The organism is Lactobacillus sp. ESL0261, from assembly GCF_003693025.1.
Taxonomy (GTDB): Bacteria; Bacillota; Bacilli; order Lactobacillales; family Lactobacillaceae; genus Lactobacillus; species Lactobacillus kullabergensis.
Map to the genome: position 1 here is coordinate 65,865 of NZ_REHN01000011.1, position 25,031 is coordinate 90,895.

Genomic DNA, 25,031 nt, shown 5'->3' on the forward strand with positions numbered 1-25,031 from the left:
TTTAATTATATTTGTTCATTAAATACTGTGAGCTTTTTCCAGCAATAAAGTCAGCTATAACTTTACTTGCAGTCATAAAAGCTTCATCCATCAACTTTTTTTGCTCAGTATTAAATTGTGATAAAACCCATGAAACGACGCTGGCTTCTGTAACATTATTTGGATGTCTAATACCAATTTTCAGCCTGTTAAAGTCGTTAGTGCCCAGATCACGTATAATACTTTTAATACCATTATGACCCCCAGATTTGCCATTTGCACGGATGCGGATTTTCCCTAAAGGCATGTCCATATCATCATGAATAATCAAAATATCCTGTGGATCTACTTTAAAAAAGCGGGCAAATTGCGCAACAGATCTTCCTGAATCATTCATAAAAGTTTGTGGTTCCAGCAAGATAACATCAGCGCCAGCGATCTTTTGCTTCGTATACTTTCCTTCGAACTTTTCTCTTTCAAGGCTTAAGTTATTTTCTTGTAAATAATGGTCTAAGGCCATAAAACCGGTGTTATGTTTTGTTCCATCATATTTTTTACCTGGATTGCCTAGTCCTGCTATAATTTTCATCTAATTTCCCCTTATTTTTTATCGTAATAATGATAGCACAATCAACAGATTTAATTTTTTCAAAGACTATTACACTTTGATTTCATTAACTAATTTAGCTTTTTAAATTGTACCGCAAGTGCTAAAATCTATCTGAATAGTTATTTTCCTTTCATATTTATTTAATCCCTGATTTGTTTATGATATAATTGTTGGGATTATTTTTACAACGGAGGCAGTTTCATGCTTATCAAATCTTTAGTTAGAAAAAAAGATTATTTAACTACAGTTAACGAACACGCTACGCTTGAAGAAGCATTAAAAATTCTGGAGGATTCTGGGTTTAGATGTGTACCGATTTTAGATGATACCGGCACTATTTTCCGCGGTAATATTTATAAAATGCACATTTACCGCCATAAATCTCAAGGTAAGGACATGAGCCTGCCAGTTACGTATTTATTAAAAAATGCTACGAAAACTATCAAGGTTAATTCACCATTTTTTAAAGTTTTCTTCACAATTAAGGATTTACCTTACATTTCGGTTTTAGATGAAGAAAATAAATTTTATGGCATTCTAACTCACTCGAAATTACTTGGTATGTTATCAGAGGCTTGGAACATAAAAACAGGGTCCTACGTACTTACTGTTTTAACTGATGATTCACAAGGAAATCTGGCAAAGATGACTAAAATCATCAGTAAGTTTTGTGCCATAGCTGGTGTAATGAGTCTTGACGCATCTACAGCCGGTGAAACAAACAATGCTGTGAGACGTATCTTGTTTACATTACCGGCAGGACTTACTGAAGATACCTTAAAAGAAATTGTTAGGCGGCTTGAACGTAAAAGTTATGTAGTTGCTGAAATCGAGGATCTTCAAGCTGGAATGACACTGATGAGCGATGAAAATCCAGGTGTTTATATCAATCAAGAAGATAACAATTAAATATCATCATTATAAAAAGCACATCAGCTTGATGTGCTTTTTGCTTCCCTGTTATTAATTATAGTATTTCCGCGGCAAACGATCATCCAGTAAACAGGCAACTTCATAATGAATAGTGTCAACATAATCTGCTGCTTTTTTGATACTGTTTGGTGCATCTGGGTCATTTGAAATCAAAACTACTTTTGTTCCTACTGGCATTTCATAAGGCAATTGCACCATCAATTGATCCATGCACACTCGACCAACTATGGGACAATACTCAGAACCCACCTTAAGTTTGAAACCCTGAAATTTACGAATAAAGCCATCAGCATATCCAACTGGTACCGTACCAATAATTTGTTCCTTATCAGCAATGTATGTAGATCCATAACCCACTCCCTGTCCTTTATGAATGGTGTGAACCTGTACCAGCTCACTAACAAAGGACAATGCCGGCTTTAATTTAATTACGGTCTTTAAATCAGGACTTACTGGATTTGATGAAGGATTTAAGCCATAAATACCAATACCAAAACGCACCAAATCACTGTGAACCTTCTTATCAAACACACTGGCTGCAGTGTTATCAACGTGAATCCACCTTGGCTTTAATTTCAACAAACTTTTAAAATGATCAAATCGGTCAACTTGGCTCTGAAAGTAGGTATCATCACTGCTGTCTGCAGAAGCAAAATGGGTAAACATTCCTTCAACGTTAAAATTCGGATTATTCAGCAAAAAATCGTTTGCAGCAATAAATTCTTTATCCTCGCTAAAGCCAATGCGTCCCATGCCAGAATCCACCGCTAAGTGAATTTTTAATTGCAGGTGGTTCTGACTTAGTTCTGGTTCAGCTCCTTGCAGCCATTTTAAATTCGGAACTGCCAAAGAAATACTATTGACAGCTGCTAGCGAAGCGTACTTTTCAGGAGTCACGCCCAAAACTAAAATTGGCTGGACTATTCCAGAACGCCTTAGTTCTAAAGCTTCATCTAAAATAGCAACGCAAAAACCACTGACACCAACCTTGACTGCTTCTTGAGCAACACGTACTGCCCCATGACCGTATGCATTTGCTTTGACTACAGCAAACAACTTTTGTTCAGGTCTTAAATGTTTAATTTCTTCTTTGATATTTTGTCTGATTGCAGCTAAATCAACATATACCGCTGCAGGTCTATGAATTCCAGGAACCATTTTATTTCTCCAAAACAATTAATGTAACTATTTCATGTCTATCATGAGTAATACTGGGGAAAATCTTGCCGTTAAATTTAGTCGATGTCGTGACGGGGTGCCCTAATTCATTCCACAATGTTTCTATATCTTGCAAGCCAATACCTTTGCCGAAACCTGTTCCGATAGCTTTGACAAAGGATTCCTTGATAGAAAAGCGACCTCCCAAATATTCAGCCTTACGTCTGCCTGAGAGTTTTTGGTACTGCTCAAATTCCTTAGGAGTTAATACTTTACGAGCAAAATTATCCCCTTTAGCAATAATTTTTTCTACACGTTCAACTTCAACAGCATCAATACCGACTCCAACAATCATTTTCTTTTCCTCGTAATATCAAAAATATAATACTAAAAAAGAGTTGTAAATTGCCACAACTCTTTTTTAGTAAAAACATTAACCTTTTTTATTTTTAATAATAAAATTTCTGCCATTACCGGAGCGGCGAGAATGGCCTCCACGATAATTGCCACGGCTGCGGTTACGATCACCGCGATAGCCCCCACGACTATTCCTTACGCGGCTATAATGACCACGACCTCCACGACCATTGCCCTTATATGGCAAAGGCTTTTCCGAACTGATTTTAACCTCTACATTCGAGGAGTCCTTAGACAAGTTCTTCAAAAAGGCGGACACCAAATCAACTGCTGAATAGTTTTCTAACAATTCATTTGCATCATCGGTATATTTGGATAAATCCTCTTTCATTAGATCTTCAATCTTAGACTTAGCAACCTTCAATTGGCCACGTAAGGCCTGATCATCAGAAGGCGGACGAAGAGGCGTCATTTTTTTCTTAGTTAACTGCTCAATCGTTCTCATATAACCAATTTCATTTGGCGTAACAAAAGTGATGGAACTACCATTTTGACCAGCTCGCCCAGTACGACCAATACGGTGAACATAAGAATCTGGATCTTGTGGTATATCGTAATTGTATACATGTGTTACACCGGAAATATCCAGACCACGGGCAGCTACATCAGTAGCCACTAAAATATCTAATTTTCCGGCACGGAATCTTTTTAACACAGTAAGTCTCCGCGCCTGTGATAAATCGCCATGAATCCCTGCGGCATTATAACCACGTGCCTGTAAGCCCCTGGTAACCTCGTCAACGCGCCGTTTAGTTCTGACAAAAACCACTGCCAAATCAGGACTTTCAACATCAATCAAGCGACACATGATGTCAAATTTTTCTGAATCTTTAGCACGCACAAAATACTGGTCAATTAAGTCAGCAGTTAATTCTTTAGTCTTAATGCGCACAATTTCAGGATTGTTCATGAATTTTTCACTAATGTTCAAAATTGGTTTTGGCATTGTGGCACTAAATAACAAGGTCTGTTTACGGTTCTTAACGTAACTCAAAATACTTTCAATGTCTTGGATGAAACCCATGTCTAACATTTCATCAGCTTCATCTAAAACAATGGTATTAACATTTTCCAAATCAATCGTTTTACGTTTTAAATGATCAAGTAAACGTCCCGGTGTACCTACCAAAATTGCTGGTACATGATTTTTAAGAGAACGAATTTGACGACCAATATCAGCACCACCATAGACAACCTGTACCCGTGCATTCTCGTCACGACCAAGTCTGAAAAGCTCTTCTTGTGTTTGAATAGCTAGTTCACGAGTCGGTTCAATAATTAGTGCCTGAATTACTTTATTGTGCTTATCTAAATTTTGCAAGATCGGTAAAGCAAAAGCTGCCGTCTTACCGGTACCTGTTTGAGCCTGTCCAATTACATCTTTGCCAGCTAAAGCTAAAGGAATAGTTTGTTCCTGAATTGGCGTAGCTTCCTCAAAGCCTGAACGCTTAATTGCCTTTAACAGCTCATCTTTTAATCCTAATTCTGAAAATTTCACAAAATTCTCCTTATCTAAGCCGTTCTACTACTTTTTCCAGGTGCATCCCATGCGAACCCTTCAAAACCACAATATCGTTCGGCTTTATATCATTTTTCAAGTCAGTAATCATATGTTGCATTTGGTCTTTGGTATAATAATGCAAGTTTTCCGGTTTATAATTCTCTTTAAGTGCAGTTGCCAGATTTTTCATCTCTGTACCAAATAAATAAACTTCATTAATTACCTGAGGATCGAGACAATCCGCCAGACCAGCATGAAGAGCAGCTGACCTGTTTCCTAATTCTAACATATCACCCAGAACAGCGATTCGCCGACTACCTGCAGGAACCTGAATCTGACCAAAACTGGTTATCACAGCACGGACGGCAGTAGGATTAGAGTTATAAACATCGCTCATGATGTCTTCTCCAACATCACCTTTTTCCCATTCCATTCTGTCAGCCGTCGGAGTAAATTTTTCCAAAGCTGTAGCGATTTCTTCATCACTTTCACCAAAGTGCCTGCCGACACAAAGAGCAGAAAGCGCGTTAGAAACGTTGTGTTTGCCAATCATGGGAATAGTAAATTTATGATCAGAGTTATTAATCGTAAATGTAGCATGATGTTTGTAGCTGCGATAGCCCGTTGCATAAACTGTATCATTTTTGGCAAAACCAAATGTAACTTTTGCCTGTGTTATTTTATTAGCTCTTTCACGCAGAAGTGGTTCATCACCATTATATATTAGTTCGCCATCTTCACGTAAAAAATCGGTAATTTCCATTTTGGCATCGGCAATTCCCGCACGTGAACCTAAAAATTCAATGTGAGCTTCGCCAATCATAGTGATAACTGTAACGTCTGGATGAGTCAATTCACTCAGTTTATGTAATTGTCCCGCATGATCCATACCCATTTCTAAAACCAAGATTTCTGTATTTGGTTTCATGTCTAAAATAGTCATGGGCACGCCAATTTCATTATTGAAGTTAGCATCAGTTTTATGAACATTAAATCTCTTCGCTAAAACTGCTGCTGTCATATCTTTAGTAGTGGTTTTACCATTTGATCCGGTAATACCCACAACAGTAGGGTTAACCTTATTTAAGTAGTACTGAGCCAGTTCCTGCATACTAGTTAACGGATCATCAACTTCTAAAACTGCAATATTATCAGGTTTATTAGGATGATCCTTTTGCCACAATGTAGCACTTGCTCCGTTGCTAATTGCACTATTGATAAAATCATGACCGTCTCTATCGCCCTTTAGCGGTACAAATAAGCCGCCAGTAGCGATTTTTCTAGAATCAAAGGCAACAGAAGTAATAACGGTCTGATCATTGCCTTCACACTTTGAATTTATTGCTTTGGCTATTTCTGCCAGTTGCATTTTCATTTTTTTATCTCCTAGCCGAAAAGAGTTTTTTTGCTAAAGTAATAATTATACTCCTTATTTAGGTAGTATAACAATTATGCTTTACATAAAAAAGCAGCCCCAATGGGACTGCCTTCCACCAGATTGAAGATATTACTTGTTGTTCATGCCATACTTCTTGTTGAACTTTTCGATTCGACCATCGGCCTGAGCAAACTTTTGCTTGCCAGTGTAAAATGGGTGGGAATCTGAAGTAATTTCAACCCGAACTAGTGGGTAAGTTTTACCTTCATAATCCACTGTTTCTTTTGGCTTTAATGTTGAACCAGCAACAAATTTAGCACCAGTTGCTGAATCCATAAAGACTACTTGTTGGTAATCTGGATGAATGTCTTGTTTCATAATTATTACTCCTTTGCCATGACTCCTATTTCAAGTCATAGATTAATCGATTAACGTTTAATACCTTATCATTTTTGATAATAAAATTCAAGACTTATTTATTATAGCAGCTGCATCAATTTAAAACAATGTCGCTTGGCTTAACTTCTTTGCCAAAGTATGGTTTGAGTTCCTTATTATAATCATCAGTAAAGAATTTTTTATTTGCTAACTTAGTAATTTCTTTATTCGTCCAATTTAAAAGAGACTTATTACCCTTTTTGACCGCAGGAGAAATGAATTGATTAGGGCCAATATTTTTAATTCCAACAGTGTAATTAGGATTCTTCTTTACCCAAGCATAAAGATATGAATTGTCATCTGCTAAAGCAGCAGCGCGCTTATTTTTGAAAGCGTTAAATTGCTGCGTTTTAGAGTCAAATTTCAACAAGTCTACACCGCCCTTTTTGGTAAAGTAATTTTCTGCCGTTGTGCCCTTGTTGACAATCAAGTTTTTACCCTTTAGCTGAGAAGCGCTTGTAATTGGTGCATTCTTAGGAGAAATAACTCCAACTGATACCTTCATGTATGCCTTAGCAAAATCAACAACTTGTTTACGCTCAGGTGTTTCTGTAAAGTTAGCTAGAACAATATCGGCTTTATTTGAATTAAGAGTGTCAACGCGATTATTCGCATTAACTTGGATAAATTTCACTTTGACACCCAAATCCTTAGCCATTTGCCGTGCAAGACGAACATCATAACCCACACGGTTACCATGATCATCAACCCAACCATAAGGAGGCAAATCACCAAACACGGCAACCCGTAAAACGCCCCGCTTTTTAATCGCAGTCACGCTGCTTTCATTCGCATTATTGCTATTATTTTTTGATGACTTAATACCAAAAAATGCGGCAACTGCAATAATTAAAACTACTAAAACACCAATAATAATATTTCTGCTTTTATTTTTCTTCATTATTTACTCCTTAAAAGTCCATACTAGTCAAGAAATCACGAGCACGATCTGTTTGGGGATGTTCAAAAAATTCTTTGCCAGGTGTATTTTCCAATATTTTGCCCTCTTCTAGAAATAAAACCTGATCTGCTATTTGGCGTGCAAAGTTCATTTCGTGGGTTACGATAATCATTGTCATATGATCAACGCGAGATAAATCGGTCATAATTTGTAAAACGCCCCGAACCATCTCGGGATCAAGAGAAGCTGTAACTTCATCAAACAGCATTACTTCGGGGTGCATGGCCAGTGCTCTGACAATAGCAATTCTTTGTTTTTGTCCACCAGACAATTCTCGAGGATAAGTATCAACGTATTTTTCCAATCCTACTCGTTTTAACAGCTGCAGAGCCTCTTTTTTGACTTCTTCTTCAGGTCTTTTTTGTACTTTTACCGGTGCCAGTAAAATATTTTCAAGAACGGTAAAGTTAGGGAACAAATCATAACTTTGAAAAACCATGCCAATTTTTTGACGTAAAGCCTGCCAATTTTTAGCATCGTTCTCAATCTTTTGTCCTTTAAAATAGAGCGAGCCACTTTTAAAATCTTCCAAGCCGTTTAAGCACCTAATTAAAGTACTTTTACCAGAACCGGAAGGACCTAATAATGTCAAAACTTCACCTTGATGCAGAGTAAAACTAATATCATGTAAAGCTTGCCAATCACCATAAAACTTGTTTAGATGTTCAACGCGTAAAACTTCTTTTGTCATTTATCTCACCTGTCCTGCTTTGCTGCTAGCCGTTTAGACCATACTGATAATGGATAATCTATTATGAAATATAAAAAGAAAATCAGACCGTAAATCCAGAAAACAGCTGTCGGATATTTTTGGTTATTCGCTTCAATAATCTGTTGTCCAATCGCGATGACATCCATAATACTGATCATCATTAGTAAAGAGGTAGTCTTAATCACTCTTGTAGCCAGATTAATAGTTGCTGGCAACTCAAGCTGCACGGCTTGGGGCAATAAAACGTAGCGAAAAAGTTGCACTTTGCTTAAGCCCAAAGCCAAGCCTGATTCTTTTTGAGCAATAGGAACTGATTCTATTGCTCCACGAACGATATCACTAAACTCAGCAGCAACCCATAGGGCAAAGGCTAAAACTGCCATCCAACTGGCAGGCCAATTGATGTGAAAACTGCGCGGTAAAATATAGTAGAACAAAAATAATAGTACAATTGTAGGAACTATCCTGAAGAATTCCAGATATAGCCGTAAAATAAACCGAATTATTTTATTGGGTAAGGTGCGCAATACGCCTAGGAATGTACCTAAAACAAGACCAATAACCAAACTAACACCTGCAATCCAAACAGAAGTCCACAAGCCTTGTAAAATTCTGCTAAAGTTATTGCCGCTAAAGAAAACATTAATCGCCGAATGTGCCATAGCGTACCTTCCTTTCTAAATAAGTTAACAGTAAAATAATTGGAATTAAAATAATTGCGTAGGCAATCACCAAAATTAGCAGATACTCATTTGTCCGGTAATACATTCCAATTAGGTCTAGAGCTGTATTAGTTAATTCAGGAATAGCAATTACTGAAAAAATGGAAGTCTCTTTAATCAAGAATATGATGTTTGCTGTTAAGGCAGGCATACTTAGCGCAAAGCCTTGCGGAAAGACAACATAACGGGCCAATTGCAGATTATTCATCCCTAAAGCTTTACCATCATCAATCTGAGTGGCACTGACCCCGGCAAAACCTCCTGTAAAACCTTCAGCCATATATGCTCCACCAAGAAATACCAGACCAATAATGCCGCAAGTTTGGGCTGACATTTTTAGTCCAATAACTGGAAAAGCATAGTATAGGAAAAACAATTGAATTAATAAAGGTGTATTTCTTGCTAACTCTACATAAGCTGTTATTAGTTGACTCAAAATTGGTACTTTAAAATATTGGATTAAACTGCAGAAAACTCCCACTACAATAGAAAAAATTATGCCAACAGCAGACAACCAGATAGTCAGTTGAAAAGCTTTTGCAAAAATAGGCAAACTTTGATTAATAATTTGCCAGCTCATTTTTAACCTCCCCCTGCAGTACTTAAATGGACTCAGAAGTCTCATTATTTGTCACAGTAGTTCTAACAAAACAAAAGGCCTGCGGATACTTTATTCGCAGGTCCTAAATACTTATTGTTTTAAATTTGAGTGCGAATACTAAAAGAAACAATTATTTTGCAAATGATCTAATGAAATACATTTCTTTTCAGTTCTTTGCATTTGTCTCATTAACTGCACTTCTTTCTAAAACATCTATCAGTGCTTCTAATGCTATGCTTTTACTTACTTTTTGTCAATAACTTTGCTTAATATTACTCTCATTTTCTATCTTTGGGCTAATAAAAAACGCGCTTGATTAAACGCGTTTGGTCTATTTATTTAATTTTCTTAAGACTGTGACTTTTCTTTAATTGCTGCAGCAGATTTTTCCAACAATTTTTCTTCAGCTGGAGTTAGCTGTAAATTAATTTTGTGAACTATGCCTTTTCGGCCAACAATTGCAGGATAAGACATGTAAGTACCATACTTTTCTTGGTAACTTGATACTGGTAATTCTGTCCGTGAATCTGTTAAAACGGCCCGCACAATTCTCACCGCAGCAGCCGAAACCCCATAATTAGTGTATTGCTTGCCCATAAACACTTTTTGACCACCAAATCTGATTTCATCTTCTAAGTCACTTGGCTGCCATGATTCTTTTTTAGCCAATTCAGTTAATGGCTGTTCAAATACTTTTACTGTTGACCAGGCTGTAAACTGAGTATCGCCATGTTCACCCAATGCAAAACCACTCACAGAACGAGGATCAACATTAAACTTTTTAGCAACAACTTTTTTCATTCTTGCTGTATCAAGTAAAGTACCAGTGCCCAAAACATGTTCTTTGGGTAAACCAGTTAATTGCTGATAAAGACTGGTTATTGCATCTACTGGGTTGGAAATAACAATCAGAATACCGTTAAAGCCACTATTTTTGATAGATTCTGTAATCGGGCTTAATTGATTTTTATTATATTCAAGTTCTTGGAACCGATCACCCTTTGTTTCTAATGATATTTTCCCTAATGTACTAATGACAATGTCAGCGTCTTTTAGTGCATCATAATCATTAACAATGATGTTGGTATGATATGGCAAATTGGCCATTGCATCTTCAAAGTCAATTGCATCAGCGTTAACCTTGCCCTCATTAACATCAATCATTACTAAGTCGTCTGCTAAATCTGAAATAATTAATTCATGTGCAACCGTACAGCCAACATGACCATCACCGATAATACCTATTTTTGTTGTCATAATTAAGTGCCTTTCTTTTTAAAACTGTTGAAATATCTCAGCAAACTCTCAATTACTCTTTTATTATACTAAAGATAGATTTTAAAAAGGCGTTTTCGCTATACTAAATAAAGCAATCTTAATTTCTGAAACTAAAATTAAAAATCAGGTCGTCATTTACCAACTTTAATATCTTTTGCATAAGGAATTGAGGGCTGAGCACCATATTTTTGCACAGTAATTGATGAAGCTTTATTAGCAAAAAGAACTGCATCTTTTAAGTTAGACAAATCTGGCTGCAATATACTGGTCATTGCACCAATAAAAGTGTCGCCAGCAGCTGTAGTATCAACAGCCTTGACTTTAAAAGCTGGAACCAGTTCACTTTTATTTTGATAGTCGTAAAATGCTCCTTTAGCACCGATTGTAATAATAACTATTTTTACGCCCTGATCATGTAGCTTGGCAGCAGCCATTTGCGCAGTTCTTTCATCAGTCACCTTTATCCCAGTGATGGTTTCAGCTTCTGTTTCGTTTGGTGTAATGATATCAGTAAGCTTCAACAAATCAGCAGGGATTTTAGCCATTCCAGGAGCTGGGTTTAAAATTGTTTTTACGCCCGCATCATGAGCAATTTCGAAACCTTTAATTGTTGCTGCAAGTGGGGTCTCAAATTGTGCGATAAGAAAGTCAGAATCTTTAATCAAATCCTGATTCTGCTCAACTTCAGCTGGTCCAAAAGCATAATTTGCACCTGCATAAATAGTAATTGAATTCTGACCATTATCATCTACTGTAATAAATGCTTGTCCGGTTGATTCTTTTTTAGCTGTGATAATACCTTGGGTATTAATGCCTTCTCTCTTAAGTGAGCCCAGCATCTCTTTTCCCGGTGCATCATCACCTACACCACCGATAAAGCTAACTTCACATCCTGACCTTGCCGCAGCAACTGCTTGATTTGCGCCTTTACCGCCTGCGGCAGAATAATGTTCTGACGCATGAACGGTTTCACCTGGTCTGGGCATTTGTTTTACGCGCAAATTAGTATCTAAATTAATACTGCCAATAACTGTAACTTTATTCATTTAAACTTTAAAACCTCTTAATTAGCATAATTTTCAAATAACCTACTTCTACCAAAAATAATAACACATTTGAAATTACCCTCAAATGTGTTATTAATTTTATTAATGTATATCTCCTAAAATATTTATTTAGGTAAAGATCCAATCTCTGTTTGTGAATTAACCTGACTCATACTAGTTTGATCAAAATCAATTTTCTTATTATTTAAAATGATCACAATTACGTCGGTTTCCTTGCCCGCTTCTTTTGCCTGCTTAAAGTCGAAATTGGCAAGTAACTGACCTCTTTTGACCTTATCACCTTTCTTTATTTTAATGTTAAAAGGGCTTCCGTTAAGCTCAACGGTGTCAATACCCATGTGAATCATTATTTCTGTTCCATTTTTACTTTCAACGCCAATAGCATGTTTGCTTGGAGCCAACATGGTTATAACCCCCGTAATTGGAGAATAAATCTCCGTATCTGTAGGAACTACCGCAAAACCATCACCCATTTTTTTAGAAGCAAACAATTCATCATTAACTTCAGCAATTGTTTTAAAAAGACCTGAGCATGGGGAATAAATAGTTTCGTTTCTCTTAAAAAAATTAAGCATATTTTTCCTTCCTATATATGTGTATCCCAATAAGTGCAGAATGCATTAACTGGACTCTTACCTTTAAATGGAGATTTACCTAATAACTTATCTACTAAAATTGCTGGAACATATTCATTTGCTGTATAAGCATTGATATATGTTTTTACCATTGGAACATCTTGCAAATGATATGGATTAGCGATTGAAATAAAAATAGTAGGGATTTCGTGTACAAACCAAGGAACGTTATAGCCCATTGGCTTAAGCCAATTTAACCTGACAGTTGTTTGATTGCTGGCTGTTTTAACATTAGCAAAATATATTACCGTATCAAACCTGGCTTTTAGCTCTTTGACGGAACCATTAACCATTAAGTCCTTTAAGTCTTCATTTTCAGGATCAAATACAGTTACATTAAATCCTTCTTCTTTTAGTCTTGTAATAAAAATACTTGAAACAGGCGGTTTGCCGCTGGCACTAACAACATCTCCTATAACGAAAACCAGAATCTTCTTGTTTTTCTGCAATGTCAAAGGTAGAACATCTTGCTTGTCTTTAACTAAAGTAATTGACTCATCTGCTAATTCTTTAGCCCATTTAACATGTTCTGGACATTTTAAAACTTTTAAAGCCTCTTTTTCAGGAACCAAAGTATTATTTCTTTGCTTTAAAAATAAGTGCAATGCTTCTTTTGTAGCTAATACTCTAATAACAGCGTCATTCAATCTGTCTGTTGATATTACGCCCTCGTTCACTGCATCAAATACAAAATTAAAATCTTCTTCCAAGTCTCTGGTAAATAAAAGCATGTCACAACCAGCATTAATTGCTTGAGGCAACAGCTCTGCTCTTTTTCCTTGTGAACTAAAACCGGCCATGTTAGTAGCATCACTTGAAATCAAACCATTAAATCCTAGTTTCTCTCTTAATAAATCATGAAGCAATTCGTATGATAGTGAACCAGGATAAATATCGTCATCTTTCACATCTGGATTAAAGTATCTCGTATAAGCAGGTTGATAAATGTGACCGGCCATCAATGTCAGTGCTCCATTATCAATCATAGCCTGGTAAATTTTGCCATATGTTTTATCCCAGTCAGAAACGCCTAGTGAGTTAACTGATGTCAGAAGATGCTGGTCGCGATCATCCACACCGTCTCCTGGGAAGTGCTTAATTGCGACCGCCATACCTGAACTTTGGCATGCTTTCATATATTCCTGGGCCATTGATATGACAGTATCAGGATTATCACCGTATGTTCTAACATTTATGATTGGATTAGCAAAATTTTTGTTGAAATCTACTACAGGAGCAAATGACCAATTACATCCCACAGCGCCACCTTCACGAGCAGAAATTAATCCTAAGCGGTATGCGTTCTTTTTATCATTAGAAGCCGCTACTTCAATTTGTCTGCCGTAAAAGGTCCCATCAGTACCTATGCCGTCTCCACCAGATTCAAGGTTGGCGCCAAGCAATAGCGGTATTGGGGAAACCTCCTGAATATAACGCTGCAAGGCCTGAATGCTAGAACTCTTTTGCGGACGAAACATCATGCCACCAGGCCGATAGTTCTCAATAACCTCTTTTATTTCTTGTTCGGTTGAATAATTGCCCAATAAGCAAAATAATTGGCCCACTTTTTCTCTGACTGTCATCTTAGACATGAGCAGTTTAATATTATCAATCTGCTCATCTTTCAAGTAGAATGGATTGCCCTTTAAATTTATTTCGGTCATTTGCAATGCTCCTTTTCTTAAATATTATTTGTTTGCTTTTTTGGTTTGCAAAAAATGAGAGTTAAGCAAAATGAAATTGCCATGGAAATTAATACTACTATCACTGCACTAATAATACCGGAAAAATTAGTAGCATTAGGAGAAAGGAAGCAAGGGAAAGCGAATATACCTTGTCCACCCATTTGATAAAATTTAACTCCCATTAACATTGCTAAAATACCACCAATAGCTGAAGAAATACAACTAATGAAAAATGGTTTTTTCAGTGGCAAAGTAACACCATAAATTGCCGGCTCAGTAATCCCAAAAATTGCTGGGAAAATTGAAGCAATAGTATTGCGCTTTTGCTTAGTATCTTTAAGGATCAAAGCCAGTGCACAAAGTGCTGCAAGCTGAGTAAAAGGACAGGCTATATTGGCGGCAAAAATAACATCAAATTTTTGTGTGGCTAAATTGTTCAGTACTATTGGGATAATGGCATTGTGCACGCCAAAGATTACTAATATTTGCCACATTCCTCCAATAAAGGCACCTAATAAGATTGGACTAAGTTTATATAACTCTTTTACAATCCAAGCAATAATATCTGACAACCAAATTGATACTGGACCAACTACTAATAAAGTTAGTGGCACAATCACCAATATGGTTATTAATGGTACAAGAAAATTTGCCACGGATGCCGGACTGATTTTTTTAGCAAAACGTTGGACATAAGATGCTGCCCAAACTGCAAGGATAATAGGAATGACAGTCGAAGTATAGTTATTTAACAAAACAGGTATATGTAAGAAAGTTAAATAAGCCTTAGTTTGAAATATCGTACCCGACAAAACTGTTGCTGCAGCTTTGCCTGACATTGCCTGTATCAAAGTAGGATAAATAATTGCCGTACCAATAACAAGCGAGGTCATTTGATCAACATGAAATTTTTTACCAGCCGTAACTGCTAAAAATACTGGAAAGAAATAAAATAAGGCGTCACCAATAGCATACAAGATAATATATGTGCCATCTGTATTCTTTAAGACACCCGCTGTGGTCAAAATTGCCAGCAGTCCCTTAACCATACCGCTTGCACATAAAACTCCCAAAATTGGGACAAAGATACCAGATAAAAGGTCTACTGCTTTATCCCATAAGGATTGTTTTTTATCAATTAGTTTCGTATCTTCTTTCAGGGCCTCTTCGTCTGCTACAGTTTCCCCTCCGCTAAAGTGGTAGAGGCTGTTAATCTCGTCAAAAACTGATTCTACGTGCATGCCAATCACTATTTGATATTGTCCGTTAGCTTGGATCACGTCAACTATCTCTTCATTTTTCTTAAGAGCCTCGGTATTTGCCTTGCTTTCATCTTTTAAAACAAAACGCAATCGGGTAAAACAATGAATTAATGAGACCACATTGTCCTTTCCACCGATGTTTTTTACTATAAATTTACTCAACGAGGTATATTTTCCCATTTTATTTCTCCTTTGAGATTATGTTTTTCAACATATTGTGAATATGAAGTACTAAATAGGCGCGTTCTTCCTGATAAATGGTGATGCCAAATTTTTGAGCAAATTCAGCACTGAGACTGTTCACACAATCTTTTTCCCTTTGATATTGTTTATCAGACAAAACAACTAGCAGAGAAGAATTAACGTCATTTTCTTTATAATCATTATCTAAAATTCTTTGAGCAAAAAAGCGAACATGAGTATCAAAGCGCTGATAATACAGTGGATCTGCTTTCTCAGCAAAATCGATCTTAAAATAATCAAAAACGTAATTCGTAACCCAATGAACTATCTCAACTACACGATAACCGTTAAAATCTCCCTTATTTTCCAACTCACTGTTCACTACATGTAAAGCAATTGTGGCTGCTTCGTCTTCAGCCAAAATGCAACCAGTCATATTACGAATTAATTTGATGCCAAAAAGACCAACTTCAAACTCTTGAGGGTAAATCCTTTTTATATCTAAAATCAATGGATTCGAAATTTTTATGCCCTTTTTAGCCTGCTCAACTGCTCTGTAAATATGATCAGTTAAAGCTACGATTAGACTTTGATTTAACTCCTGTTTTAACTTTGATTTTGCCTTGTCAACTATGTCATTAGCAATTGCATAATATTCAATTGGTATATTAACCAACAATTTTGCCATAGCTGAGGAGATCTCTTGAGGTAATACTGGAAAATAATATTCTATTTTGCTTTCATCAACTTCATCGCCAACATGTTTTCCGAAAGCTATTCCTCTTCCTGTAACAATTAATTCTTTACCTTTGTCGTCGACTACAAAAGAAACATTATTGTTGATCCCACGCTTAATAAACACTCAATTCTCCTCCTTTCAATAAAAAATAAAAACCTGCTTGCACACAAGAACCAAATTGATGATTTAAATTGTGTGACAAACAGGTTTAGCTTACATAATAATCATTAGTAATAACTATCCGATAGTCATGTTTATTTTACCCGATCAAATGGGTTATGTAAATATAAATTAGCAAATACTGCGTAACGCTTTCAGAAAAAGTTTTTTTAATTTTCAAATCATCATCTTTTAATTTTGTCTATCAAAGCATATAATTACTTTTATCATTCAATTTAAGTAAGGTAAAAATATGAAAAGACAACTCAACTTTTTCGCCGCTCTAGCCACTGTCATGGGCACCATGATTGGTGGCGGTGCTTTTTTCAAAATTGCTAACATTTCAGCTTTAACTCACAATGCCTGGCTAAGTATCATAGTATGGCCATTTGCCGGCTTCATTACTCTAATGGCAGGATTAAGCATAGCTGAGTTAGCGTCAATATATCCCAAAGATGGCGGACCCGTCAGATATCTGGAAGAAATATACGGTCCCAAAGTTGCCTTTTTGTTTGGCTGGTCGCTAATAATTGTCTATTATCCGGCAAATATCGCTGCACTTTCAATCGTATTTGCGACCCAACTAAAAGAAATACCGCATTTTAAAGACTTATCTACTACAGTGATTGCTCTAATCGTGATGCTGGCAATTCTTTTGATCAATTGGATCGGATCAAAATTGAGTGGTCAGGTACAAAAAATAACTTTAGTTATTAAGCTATTGCCGATTGCTGCAATAATAATCTTTGCTTTGTTTTATAGTGGACCTAATCAGCTAGCAGGTGCTCCAGCGCCTAAAATAACATCTGCTTCGGGAGCTATGGCCTTCGGACAAGCTCTTTTAGCTGTGCTTTTTGCTTATGATGGTTGGTTAAGTATCGGCAACTTAGCAAGTGAAATCAAAAATCCCGCAAAAACTTTAGCCAAAGCTATTATTTGGGGACTTTTTGGGGTAACAATCATTTATACTCTTCTTAACTGGAGTTATGTTAGAGTTATTCCCTGGTCAAAAGTTGTAGGTAACCAGACAACAGCTCTACTTACCGCCAAAAAGCTCTTTGGTAGTGTGGGGGGAACTTTGGTTGCTACAGGAATTTTAGTTTCAGTGTTTGGTGCCATTAATGGCCACCTTCTTTTGGGATCCAGAATGCCTTATGTTTTAGGCAAAGAAAAGAAATTGCCAGCTGCAAACTTTTTCAGCAAATTAAATTCTAAAACAATTGTGCCTACCAACAGCATGATTTTTGAATGCGTAATTGCTACCATTATGATTTTTTCTGGTACATTTGATTCATTAACAAACATGCTGGTTTATGTTTCCTGGATTTTTTCAATTTTATTATTTTTAGGTGTCCTTATCCTACGCAAAAGGCAACCAGATCTTTTACGACCGTACAAAACTCCTTGGTATCCTCTTCCACCTATTCTTGGGATCTGTGGTGCTTTATTTATTGTTGTTACCACTACGCTAACCCAGCCACTATTATCACTTACAGGCATTTTATTGACCCTTAGCGGCTGGCCGGTTTATGTTTATGTGCAAAAGAGAAATCAAACTTAATTAAAGTATAAAAATCTATATTAAAGACTTTTATAGAACAAAAAATATAGCCTTGGAGTATTTTCTATTCCAAGGCTTTTATATATTTCAAAATTATTTATTTTTTCGCATTTCTTTTTTTAATTCTAGAATTGATTTTATTCACCGTGTGTACTTGCGACAGAATAACGATCAGCCAAATAACGATATAAACTAAGACAAAGACACCAACCAACCAAAAATTAATCGGCCACTTATTTATCCAGCACATTAATAACACCAGCAAAAATGTGCCTATGATATGAACACTAAAGGCAATAGCAGTTGGTACATCCATTGCAAAAATCATTGATAAAATTCCTATTAACCCTGAAATAATAAAAACAGAAATAACACCTAAACGGGTAGGAATACTAGGAGAAGCAAAAGTCAGTATTATCAAATAAGTAGCTGCACCAAAGCCCACACCGGTAAAGAAATAGTTAATGAAATTACTTAATTTCCTCATTTTTATAGCCCCAATTCTTTTTTTAATGCCGGCAAATATAATCTGGAAACGTCAGCTTTTAAATTATTTTTTAAAAGTGCGATCATATTTCCTTCAAAGCCTACTTCTATCGATTCCAGAAAATTAATATTGATAATGCCATGTTTAGAAACCTGAATAAACCCATCACCCAATTTTTCAAGTACCTGATATAAGCGACCAGTGGTTTTTATTATGTCTTTAGTAGTATAAAATGTGATATCTGTTGTTTGGATTTCTACTTTAATAATCTCAGTAGGTTTAATTGTGACTATGCGGTCTTCTACCTTAATTGGTAAAAGATGATATTTCTTTTCGCCGAATTTATGCAAATAATCTATTAAATTATCAACTACTTCACTTTTTTGAGCTGCCTTAATTTCAACTTCAATGTCTTCTTTGTTTAAAGCAGAATCTGTCTTAAATTCAATCTTCACTTTACTTATTGCGCCTTCTATCAGTGATAAGCGAAAGCATAATAATCACTAAAATTAGTATTGCAATCATTAATAGCAAAACAAGCATATTATTTAGCCTGTTACTATTAATTTTGAACTGTATCCCTAAATAATTAATTAAATGCCGTTTTACATTAGTGGGGAGAGTAGCTAATGTCGGTTTAAGTAAAAAGCCTCTTAGAGCAGCTGCCTCATAACTACTTGGTACTAATTTTACCAAATTTTGTGCTCCAGAAACCAATATACCATATGGTAAATAAGTCGCAACCGCGAAACCGGCAGCGGCACCTAAAACAGTAGAAAATCGGCTAAAAGTAGTACTGGAATGCATGAACAGCACAATTATCTCATCGAGTAAAGTCGCTGCAATTGCACCCACGAAAATAAATACAAGCCCAGGTAGGTATGCTTCTTGCGGAATTCTTACTTTATCTACCAGTGCAAAATACGCAGCCATCACAATAAATGTAATTATTTGCATAAGAAAGCTAACTACTACCCCGCTCAAAACATATGCAAGATTCTGTTTGAATTGTGATAAACCCGTCAGTTGAAAATCGGCAACAGCATGAGTTTCTTGATCAGTAACTTGCTGGCCAAGAGCTTGAAAAGCCGTAGTAATACCAGAAACTGCAACAATACCGGCTATCATCCACAAATCTAATATTTTAGTAACATGTGGTAAATTTTGCCAACTTTTTTCTAGATTGTTTTGCAAAAAGCCAATATAAATAAAGAAAGATATCAGTGCACCGAGGCATGACATAATTACACCAGTAATGTTAGAAAAATAGATTTTTAAATTTCTGCGAAATAAAGCAACCATTTATTGTATCTCCTTCCCAGTTATCTGCAAAAATGCATCATTGATAGTTCCTTTAGAATAAGTAAAGTCAGCGATATTTTCCTGATTGTTTTTTAATAATTCAATGATTTCTTGCGCTGATAAGGAATCAATTTCAACTTGCTTACGATTAAGCCGAATAACTTTTTGATTAGTGTTCAAAGTCTGAATATCGCCAACAGTGAGTATTAATTTATTAGGAGCAAATTTAGTCTTAATTTCTGCAGCAGAACCACTAGCTAGGATTCGACCATTTTCCAAAATATACATCTGATCAGCATTTTCAGCTTCTTCTAAATAATGCGTTGTCAAAAAAATTGTTAGATCTTGTTGCTCTTGCAGTTTGGTCAATAATTGCCAAATAGCATTTCTCGTTTGAATATCAAGCCCAGTAGTTGGTTCGTCCAGAAACAGTAAATTTGGTTTGCAAATAAGAGCCCGGGCTATGTCTACCCTTCTTTTTTGACCACCCGATAAAGTGCCAAACTTTTGCTTTAAAAAGTTTTTGATGCCAATTAAGTCAATTAATTGCTCAAGCCACTTTTGAGAAAAATTGGGGTACATCTTTGCTCTTAAATAAAGATTATCTTTAACTGTTAACTCATTATCTAAAATGCTATTCTGAAAAACTAAGCCTATTTTCAAATCTGCCGCATATGAAATGACACCTGAAGTCGGCTTTAACAATCCGGTTAGCATATTAATAGTGGTAGATTTACCCGCACCGTTTGTTCCTAAATAAGCAACAAGCTGGCCCTCTTTAATTTGAATATCAGCTTTGCTGACAGCAACCTTATTACCAAATTTTTTCGTCAGTTCTTTTGTTTCAATCAGCATAATTGGCATCTCCTTTTTAATTTAAATTAATCATACTAATAAAAACCAAATTTGAAGCACAATATATAATAAGTGAACATAGAAGAAACACAAAAAGCTAAAAATAAGACATGAAAATAAAAGGTGTTAATCAAAAATTTGATTAACGCCTTTTAACTATCACTATTTACTTAAATGAATCTCGCGGTCAAATAATTGCTGCAATTTTTCATCGAAATTATGGGCGATGAAAATGACAGTGCCCGGCAATTTAAGAAGTTCTTGCAGGATTGCTCTGGTTCCCTCCTGATCAATTGCACTTGTGCCTTCATCTATTAACAGAATTTTACTGTCATGTATCTGCGTACGCGCTAAAATAATTTTTTGTCTTTGGCCACCTGAAACATTCAGTTTTTGCAAATTTACTTTGGTCTCTATACCTTGAGCAAATTGAGCTAGATCTGGTTTTAACCCAACGGCAACTGCAGCGGGTTCAGCTAGCTGATTTAATTTGGAATCAAACATAGTGATATTGTTTTTAATGGTGCTGGGAAATAAAACAGGATCTTGGGCAATGTAGCCGATTTTAGCTAAATCAGGTTTAATCTCTTTTCCCTCTTGATTTTTAAATGCTATTTTCCCCGAACTCGGTGGCAAAATCCCTAAAAGTAGTTTAAATAAAGTTGACTTGCCTGCACCGCTGTCACCTGATAGCAAAATTTTTTCGCCATAATTGACCGTGATATCAGGGAACTTTAAAGTCACACCATTAGGAAAACTAATTGCCAAATCTTTTGTACTAAAAGCATAAGGTGTTGCTAAGTTTTGTTCATCGGTTTTTACTGGTAAAGTCGCTGCAGTAACATTATTTCTTAAAGTTTTGGTGCCCTTAATTAAGCCGAAATAGAATGGCAAGTATTCGATTGCCAGCGAAATATAGTGGCTAAAATTACCGATAACCGCAATCGCACCAAACGTGACTAGTCCGCTTTTAATTAAAATACCCGTCCAGACGAACAATATCAGAATCATAATTTGCGCAACACCATTGGTAATAATGGACAGAACTTGTTGTTCCTGTGTCTGCTTGAGGTTGGCTTTTTCTAAGTCGCGTGCACCTTTATGCATTACGCTAGTTAATTTATCGCCAGCAAGATACCGCTCTAGTTCAGCAATACCGCTTAGCCATTTTTCAATCAGATCCAAATACTGCCTATTTTGATGAGATACTTTCTCCGTAGCTCTTTGCAGCGGCTTTTCAATTATTTTGGGTAAAATCAGGGAAACGGCTACCGAAATTAAGATGAGCAACAACAAACTCCAGTGCATCGTCAGCAAGGCAAATACTGAGAAAATAACATAGCCCAGAAAATTACAAATGACCGGAATTAAGTTAAAGGACTGATTGTTAACTGTATTAAGATCATTGGTCAGACGATTTTTAACTTGCGAAGTTTGATAATCTTTACGGTCATGGTAGATGTGACTTACCATTTTGCTTCTTAAGGTGTGATTAAATTCTTGAACTTGTCGTGTCAGTAAATATTCAGAGCCCCAGTCAAAAGCATACGATGAGAGATAAGCTAACGTAGTAAAAGCAATGATTAACAGCCACGCTTGACCGTCATGTTGGCGCAAGGCGGTAAATTCCCACATATTTAAGTAAGATGCCCCGATTAAAACAAAGGGTTGTAAGAAACTAAAAAGCACAATGAATATGAAACGAATTCGATTGGTATGAAAGAAGTTTTTAAAAGTCATTGTGGTTCTCCTTCTGGCTTGCTAACCGAATCGTTTTATCAAACATATTTTTAACTTCAGAATTAAGATTATGAGCAATCATGATTACAGTCTTATTAGTGTGAACAAGTTCAGCAATAATTTGCTTAGTTGCTTTACTATCAATAGCACTTGTCGCTTCGTCCAGCAAAATAATTTCATCAGCGAAAACTTCTGATCTGGCAAGGATAATCTTTTGCCTTTGACCACCGGATAAATTATTCTTATCCAAATCAACTTGGGTATCAGTCCCTTGGGGAAATCTCGCAATGTCGCTCTGCAATTGCACTTTATTAATTAAATTAGGTACTTGATCCAACAACTGCTGGTGAAACATCACGATATTTTCTGCAATCGTTCCTGGAAACAACTGCGGATCTTGAGCAATGTAACTGATACGGTTTAAATTTGGTTGAAAAATCTGCCCCGTATTATTTCTAAAAATAATTTGACCTTGACAAGGCTTGATCTTACCCAAAATAGCGTAGAACAGTGTTGACTTGCCAGTTCCGCTATCCCCTGCAAGCAAAACTTTTTCACCCTTATTGATCACAAAATCAGGGTATTTAATTATTGGACCATTAGGATATTTAAGCGCCAAATTTTTAATTTCAATTTGGGCAATTTGAGTAGATGACCTATTCGGTTTGGTTTTAGTGTTAGAAATCAGACTAGCAGTAGTTTGATTAATATTTTTAGTGGATTTAATCTTGACTGCAGCGCTTGTAATGGAGGACACAGCTAAAAAAATACCGAAAGCAAAAGAAGTCGAAGCTAATGCCGCCCCAATTTTTATTTGACCAGTTAAAAACAGGATGCCCGCTAAAAAGGCAATCGACATTTGTCCTAAAGTATTACCAATTCCATTAATTGTATTAGAAGCACAGTTTTTATTGATTTGATTGACTTTAGACTTTTCCAACTTCTCAGCGTAGCTACTCATTTCTTTATTTAAGATCGTCCAAGCATGATACCGCCGCAGTTCATTTAAACCATTGATCCATTCACCGATACCAGTTAAAAAAGTACTAGTATTTTTCATCACTTTTCTACTTGCCTCTGAAGTCATGCGCGCCATTATTTTGGGCAAGCTTAAATCTATTAGAACAAAAATTGCAGTTAGTAAAACAAAAGACCAATTTAAGCTAAAAAGGACGCCAGCAGAAAGCAAGATGATAAATAAATTACTAAGAACATTAACCCACGGCAGAGCAAAATCGCTAGTTAAGGTATCCAGATTGCTTTGCAGATAATTTTGCATTTGCGGTACTGTTGCATCGTTTTTATTATAAAAATGGTCTACCATTTGCCCTCTTAATTGATCAAGATATTCCTGAATCTGTGCGTTAAAAAGGTAAGTCGCTAAAGGTAGAATAAATACACCACAAACTACCGGGATAAATTCAATTAATTGCCAGCGAATGTAAACCGGCAAATTGCCGACGCTTAATCCATTAACTGCAAATTGAAAAAAATATTGATCAAGTGAGCCGGTAACAGCGAAAATAAAATAAAGTAAAATAATAAAAATTGCTCGTTGTTTATTAGAGCCAATCAGTCCCTTTAATGTCATGTGCTTGCATCTTTCATTTTATGCTAAATCAATTTTATTAAATTTATCTAATAATAAAATGAATGAGCAAGAGTGTCAAATTAGCAGATGAAATATAGTCGTCGGTTATAAATAAAAAACTAATTCCTAGGAAGAAATTAGTTTAAAAATGTTTAATTTTGTGGTTTACAGTAATGAGGGTAATTAATAGTTTGCGTTTTATTTCTTTGGCAAATTCTGACTTCCTGAAATGTATTGCCAAAATTATTAGACACTCTATTTTTTAAAATTTGAGTTATTAAAAAATGCTCAATTATAGTTTTAACTATAGTTGAACACTATTTATTTTTATCTTAGTAATAAAGTTATTCCGATTTCGAAATAACTTTATCCAACTTGCTGGTGTCACTTAAATTGGCATTTAAAAATTCCTGATTATCTATCGGTAAATGCAATTCAAAGTATTCTATGGGCTGAACGCTAACTACTACATTTTTCATTGTAGCTGCCAAAACATGACCGCCAAAGCTTAAATCGTCGGCCAAAAAATGATTGTGAAATCCTGAAACTCCAACACCTTGAAAAACAGTTGGTGTGTAATAAGTAATCATTGTTCCACTGATATTTTCAGTTTCAAATTCGACTTGATTTTCAGCTATTTTCCCCAGAGACGGATAAGGCTTATGAGATTTTTTAGAAGACCTTGTACGAATTTTTTGGAAAACACCTTTAGTCAATATTGCGAAAAATTGATTTTGGACGTTATTTTTGGTTAAAACATCTTTTAGCATTTCTATTAATTCGACATTTTGGTATTCTTTGAATTCGTGATAATCCGCAAAACTAACGTCAGCATATGTCACTTTGAAGTCATTCGTCAGTTTCACAGCTGGACCACTAACATCTATTTTGTAACCGACACCGTCTAAAATCACTAATTCACCATCAACGCCATCACCCGTTCCAATGCCAATATTGCCGTGCTTTAACAATTCTGACAGCGGTAAAGTACCTTCCAATAGACCTTCAACCAACATTTGCATAGTTCCGTGTTGAAATAATGTATTTTTTGTCATATTTCTGTCCCATTAATTTATA

The 25,031-nt window shown here is 35.9% G+C and carries 25 protein-coding genes; 2 read left to right on the forward strand and 23 right to left on the reverse strand.

Going from position 1 to position 25,031, the window contains the following annotated elements; translation table 11 throughout:
* Position 1: 1 nt before the first annotated feature.
* Positions 2-568 carry an aminoacyl-tRNA hydrolase gene (gene pth, locus F5ESL0261_RS07685; RefSeq protein WP_122052779.1) on the reverse strand — a complete coding sequence of 189 codons (567 nt, stop codon included), beginning with the start codon at positions 566-568 and terminating at the stop codon, positions 2-4.
* Positions 569-790: 222 nt separating this feature from the next.
* Here pth and cbpA point away from each other — a divergent pair, with 222 nt between their 5' ends.
* A complete protein-coding gene (gene cbpA / locus F5ESL0261_RS07690) occupies positions 791-1,498 on the forward strand; it encodes a cyclic di-AMP binding protein CbpA (RefSeq protein WP_034981438.1) in 708 nt (235 codons plus the stop codon).
* 54 nt (positions 1,499-1,552) lie between these two features.
* Here cbpA and alr read toward each other — a convergent pair whose 3' ends face one another.
* The 15 genes from alr to F5ESL0261_RS07765 form a co-directional block, all read right to left on the reverse strand.
* Positions 1,553-2,680 (reverse strand): alanine racemase, encoded by a 1,128-nt coding sequence (alr, locus tag F5ESL0261_RS07695; RefSeq protein ID WP_122052780.1) that lies wholly within the window; start codon positions 2,678-2,680, stop codon positions 1,553-1,555.
* A gap of 1 nt (position 2,681) precedes the next feature.
* Complete coding sequence (gene acpS, locus F5ESL0261_RS07700; RefSeq protein WP_122052781.1) at positions 2,682-3,035, reverse strand: holo-ACP synthase; 354 nt, start codon at positions 3,033-3,035, stop codon at positions 2,682-2,684.
* A gap of 78 nt (positions 3,036-3,113) precedes the next feature.
* Positions 3,114-4,595 carry a DEAD/DEAH box helicase gene (locus F5ESL0261_RS07705; RefSeq protein WP_122052782.1) on the reverse strand — a complete coding sequence of 494 codons (1,482 nt, stop codon included), beginning with the start codon at positions 4,593-4,595 and terminating at the stop codon, positions 3,114-3,116.
* Positions 4,596-4,605: 10 nt separating this feature from the next.
* On the reverse strand, positions 4,606-5,973 hold the full coding sequence (murF, locus tag F5ESL0261_RS07710) for a UDP-N-acetylmuramoyl-tripeptide--D-alanyl-D-alanine ligase (RefSeq protein WP_122052783.1): 1,368 nt from the start codon (positions 5,971-5,973) through the stop codon (positions 4,606-4,608).
* Positions 5,974-6,105: 132 nt separating this feature from the next.
* Positions 6,106-6,354: a type B 50S ribosomal protein L31 gene (locus F5ESL0261_RS07715; protein ID WP_034981446.1), complete on the reverse strand. Its 249-nt coding sequence runs from the start codon at positions 6,352-6,354 to the stop codon at positions 6,106-6,108.
* A gap of 115 nt (positions 6,355-6,469) precedes the next feature.
* Entirely contained in the window at positions 6,470-7,315 is an 846-nt protein-coding gene (locus tag F5ESL0261_RS07720) for a transporter substrate-binding domain-containing protein (RefSeq protein WP_122052784.1), read from the reverse strand.
* Positions 7,316-7,325: 10 nt separating this feature from the next.
* Positions 7,326-8,066, reverse strand: a complete 741-nt coding sequence (locus F5ESL0261_RS07725; RefSeq protein ID WP_046332481.1) for an amino acid ABC transporter ATP-binding protein — start codon at positions 8,064-8,066, stop codon at positions 7,326-7,328.
* 5 nt (positions 8,067-8,071) lie between these two features.
* Positions 8,072-8,749, reverse strand: a complete 678-nt coding sequence (locus F5ESL0261_RS07730; protein WP_045928478.1) for an amino acid ABC transporter permease — start codon at positions 8,747-8,749, stop codon at positions 8,072-8,074.
* Positions 8,730-9,389, reverse strand: coding sequence for an amino acid ABC transporter permease (locus tag F5ESL0261_RS07735; RefSeq protein WP_045928479.1), 660 nt, complete (start codon positions 9,387-9,389; stop codon positions 8,730-8,732). Before F5ESL0261_RS07735 ends, F5ESL0261_RS07730 begins: the two co-directional genes overlap by 20 nt.
* A 369-nt stretch (positions 9,390-9,758) precedes the next feature.
* Positions 9,759-10,667 carry an L-lactate dehydrogenase gene (locus tag F5ESL0261_RS07740; protein ID WP_122052785.1) on the reverse strand — a complete coding sequence of 303 codons (909 nt, stop codon included), beginning with the start codon at positions 10,665-10,667 and terminating at the stop codon, positions 9,759-9,761.
* Between the two features lie 152 nt (positions 10,668-10,819).
* Positions 10,820-11,734, reverse strand: a complete 915-nt coding sequence (rbsK, locus tag F5ESL0261_RS07745; protein ID WP_122052786.1) for a ribokinase — start codon at positions 11,732-11,734, stop codon at positions 10,820-10,822.
* A gap of 125 nt (positions 11,735-11,859) precedes the next feature.
* Complete coding sequence (locus F5ESL0261_RS07750; RefSeq protein WP_122052787.1) at positions 11,860-12,330, reverse strand: PTS glucose transporter subunit IIA; 471 nt, start codon at positions 12,328-12,330, stop codon at positions 11,860-11,862.
* A gap of 11 nt (positions 12,331-12,341) precedes the next feature.
* Positions 12,342-14,054 carry a glycoside hydrolase family 3 protein gene (locus F5ESL0261_RS07755; RefSeq protein ID WP_122052788.1) on the reverse strand — a complete coding sequence of 571 codons (1,713 nt, stop codon included), beginning with the start codon at positions 14,052-14,054 and terminating at the stop codon, positions 12,342-12,344.
* Positions 14,055-14,071: 17 nt separating this feature from the next.
* Positions 14,072-15,517 (reverse strand): PTS transporter subunit EIIC, encoded by a 1,446-nt coding sequence (locus F5ESL0261_RS07760; protein ID WP_122052789.1) that lies wholly within the window; start codon positions 15,515-15,517, stop codon positions 14,072-14,074.
* A 1-nt stretch (position 15,518) separates the two neighbouring features.
* Entirely contained in the window at positions 15,519-16,382 is an 864-nt protein-coding gene (locus tag F5ESL0261_RS07765; RefSeq protein ID WP_122052790.1) for a PRD domain-containing protein, read from the reverse strand.
* Positions 16,383-16,671: 289 nt separating this feature from the next.
* On the opposite strand from F5ESL0261_RS07765, the gene F5ESL0261_RS07770 reads away from it, so the two are divergent.
* Positions 16,672-17,979, forward strand: a complete 1,308-nt coding sequence (locus tag F5ESL0261_RS07770; RefSeq protein WP_122052791.1) for an APC family permease — start codon at positions 16,672-16,674, stop codon at positions 17,977-17,979.
* Positions 17,980-18,076: 97 nt separating this feature from the next.
* Here the strand turns inward: F5ESL0261_RS07770 and F5ESL0261_RS07775 are convergent, their stop codons facing one another.
* The 7 genes from F5ESL0261_RS07775 to budA all read right to left on the reverse strand — a co-directional run bounded on the left by F5ESL0261_RS07775 (position 18,077) and on the right by budA (position 25,009).
* Positions 18,077-18,466 carry a DUF3021 family protein gene (locus F5ESL0261_RS07775; RefSeq protein ID WP_046325394.1) on the reverse strand — a complete coding sequence of 130 codons (390 nt, stop codon included), beginning with the start codon at positions 18,464-18,466 and terminating at the stop codon, positions 18,077-18,079.
* 2 nt (positions 18,467-18,468) lie between these two features.
* On the reverse strand, positions 18,469-18,921 hold the full coding sequence (locus F5ESL0261_RS07780; protein ID WP_122052792.1) for a LytTR family DNA-binding domain-containing protein: 453 nt from the start codon (positions 18,919-18,921) through the stop codon (positions 18,469-18,471).
* A 1-nt stretch (position 18,922) separates the two neighbouring features.
* Positions 18,923-19,768 carry a hypothetical protein gene (locus F5ESL0261_RS07785; protein WP_046325396.1) on the reverse strand — a complete coding sequence of 282 codons (846 nt, stop codon included), beginning with the start codon at positions 19,766-19,768 and terminating at the stop codon, positions 18,923-18,925.
* A complete protein-coding gene (locus tag F5ESL0261_RS07790; RefSeq protein ID WP_046325397.1) occupies positions 19,769-20,623 on the reverse strand; it encodes an ABC transporter ATP-binding protein in 855 nt (284 codons plus the stop codon).
* Between the two features lie 162 nt (positions 20,624-20,785).
* The gene (locus tag F5ESL0261_RS07795; RefSeq protein ID WP_122052793.1) at positions 20,786-22,363 is read right to left on the reverse strand and encodes an ABC transporter ATP-binding protein; all 1,578 of its coding nucleotides are present in this window, start codon (positions 22,361-22,363) and stop codon (positions 20,786-20,788) included.
* The gene (locus F5ESL0261_RS07800; RefSeq protein ID WP_122052794.1) at positions 22,353-23,954 is read right to left on the reverse strand and encodes an ABC transporter ATP-binding protein; all 1,602 of its coding nucleotides are present in this window, start codon (positions 23,952-23,954) and stop codon (positions 22,353-22,355) included. Before F5ESL0261_RS07800 ends, F5ESL0261_RS07795 begins: the two co-directional genes overlap by 11 nt.
* A gap of 344 nt (positions 23,955-24,298) precedes the next feature.
* On the reverse strand, positions 24,299-25,009 hold the full coding sequence (budA, locus tag F5ESL0261_RS07805; RefSeq protein ID WP_122052795.1) for an acetolactate decarboxylase: 711 nt from the start codon (positions 25,007-25,009) through the stop codon (positions 24,299-24,301).
* Positions 25,010-25,031: the final 22 nt, after the last annotated feature.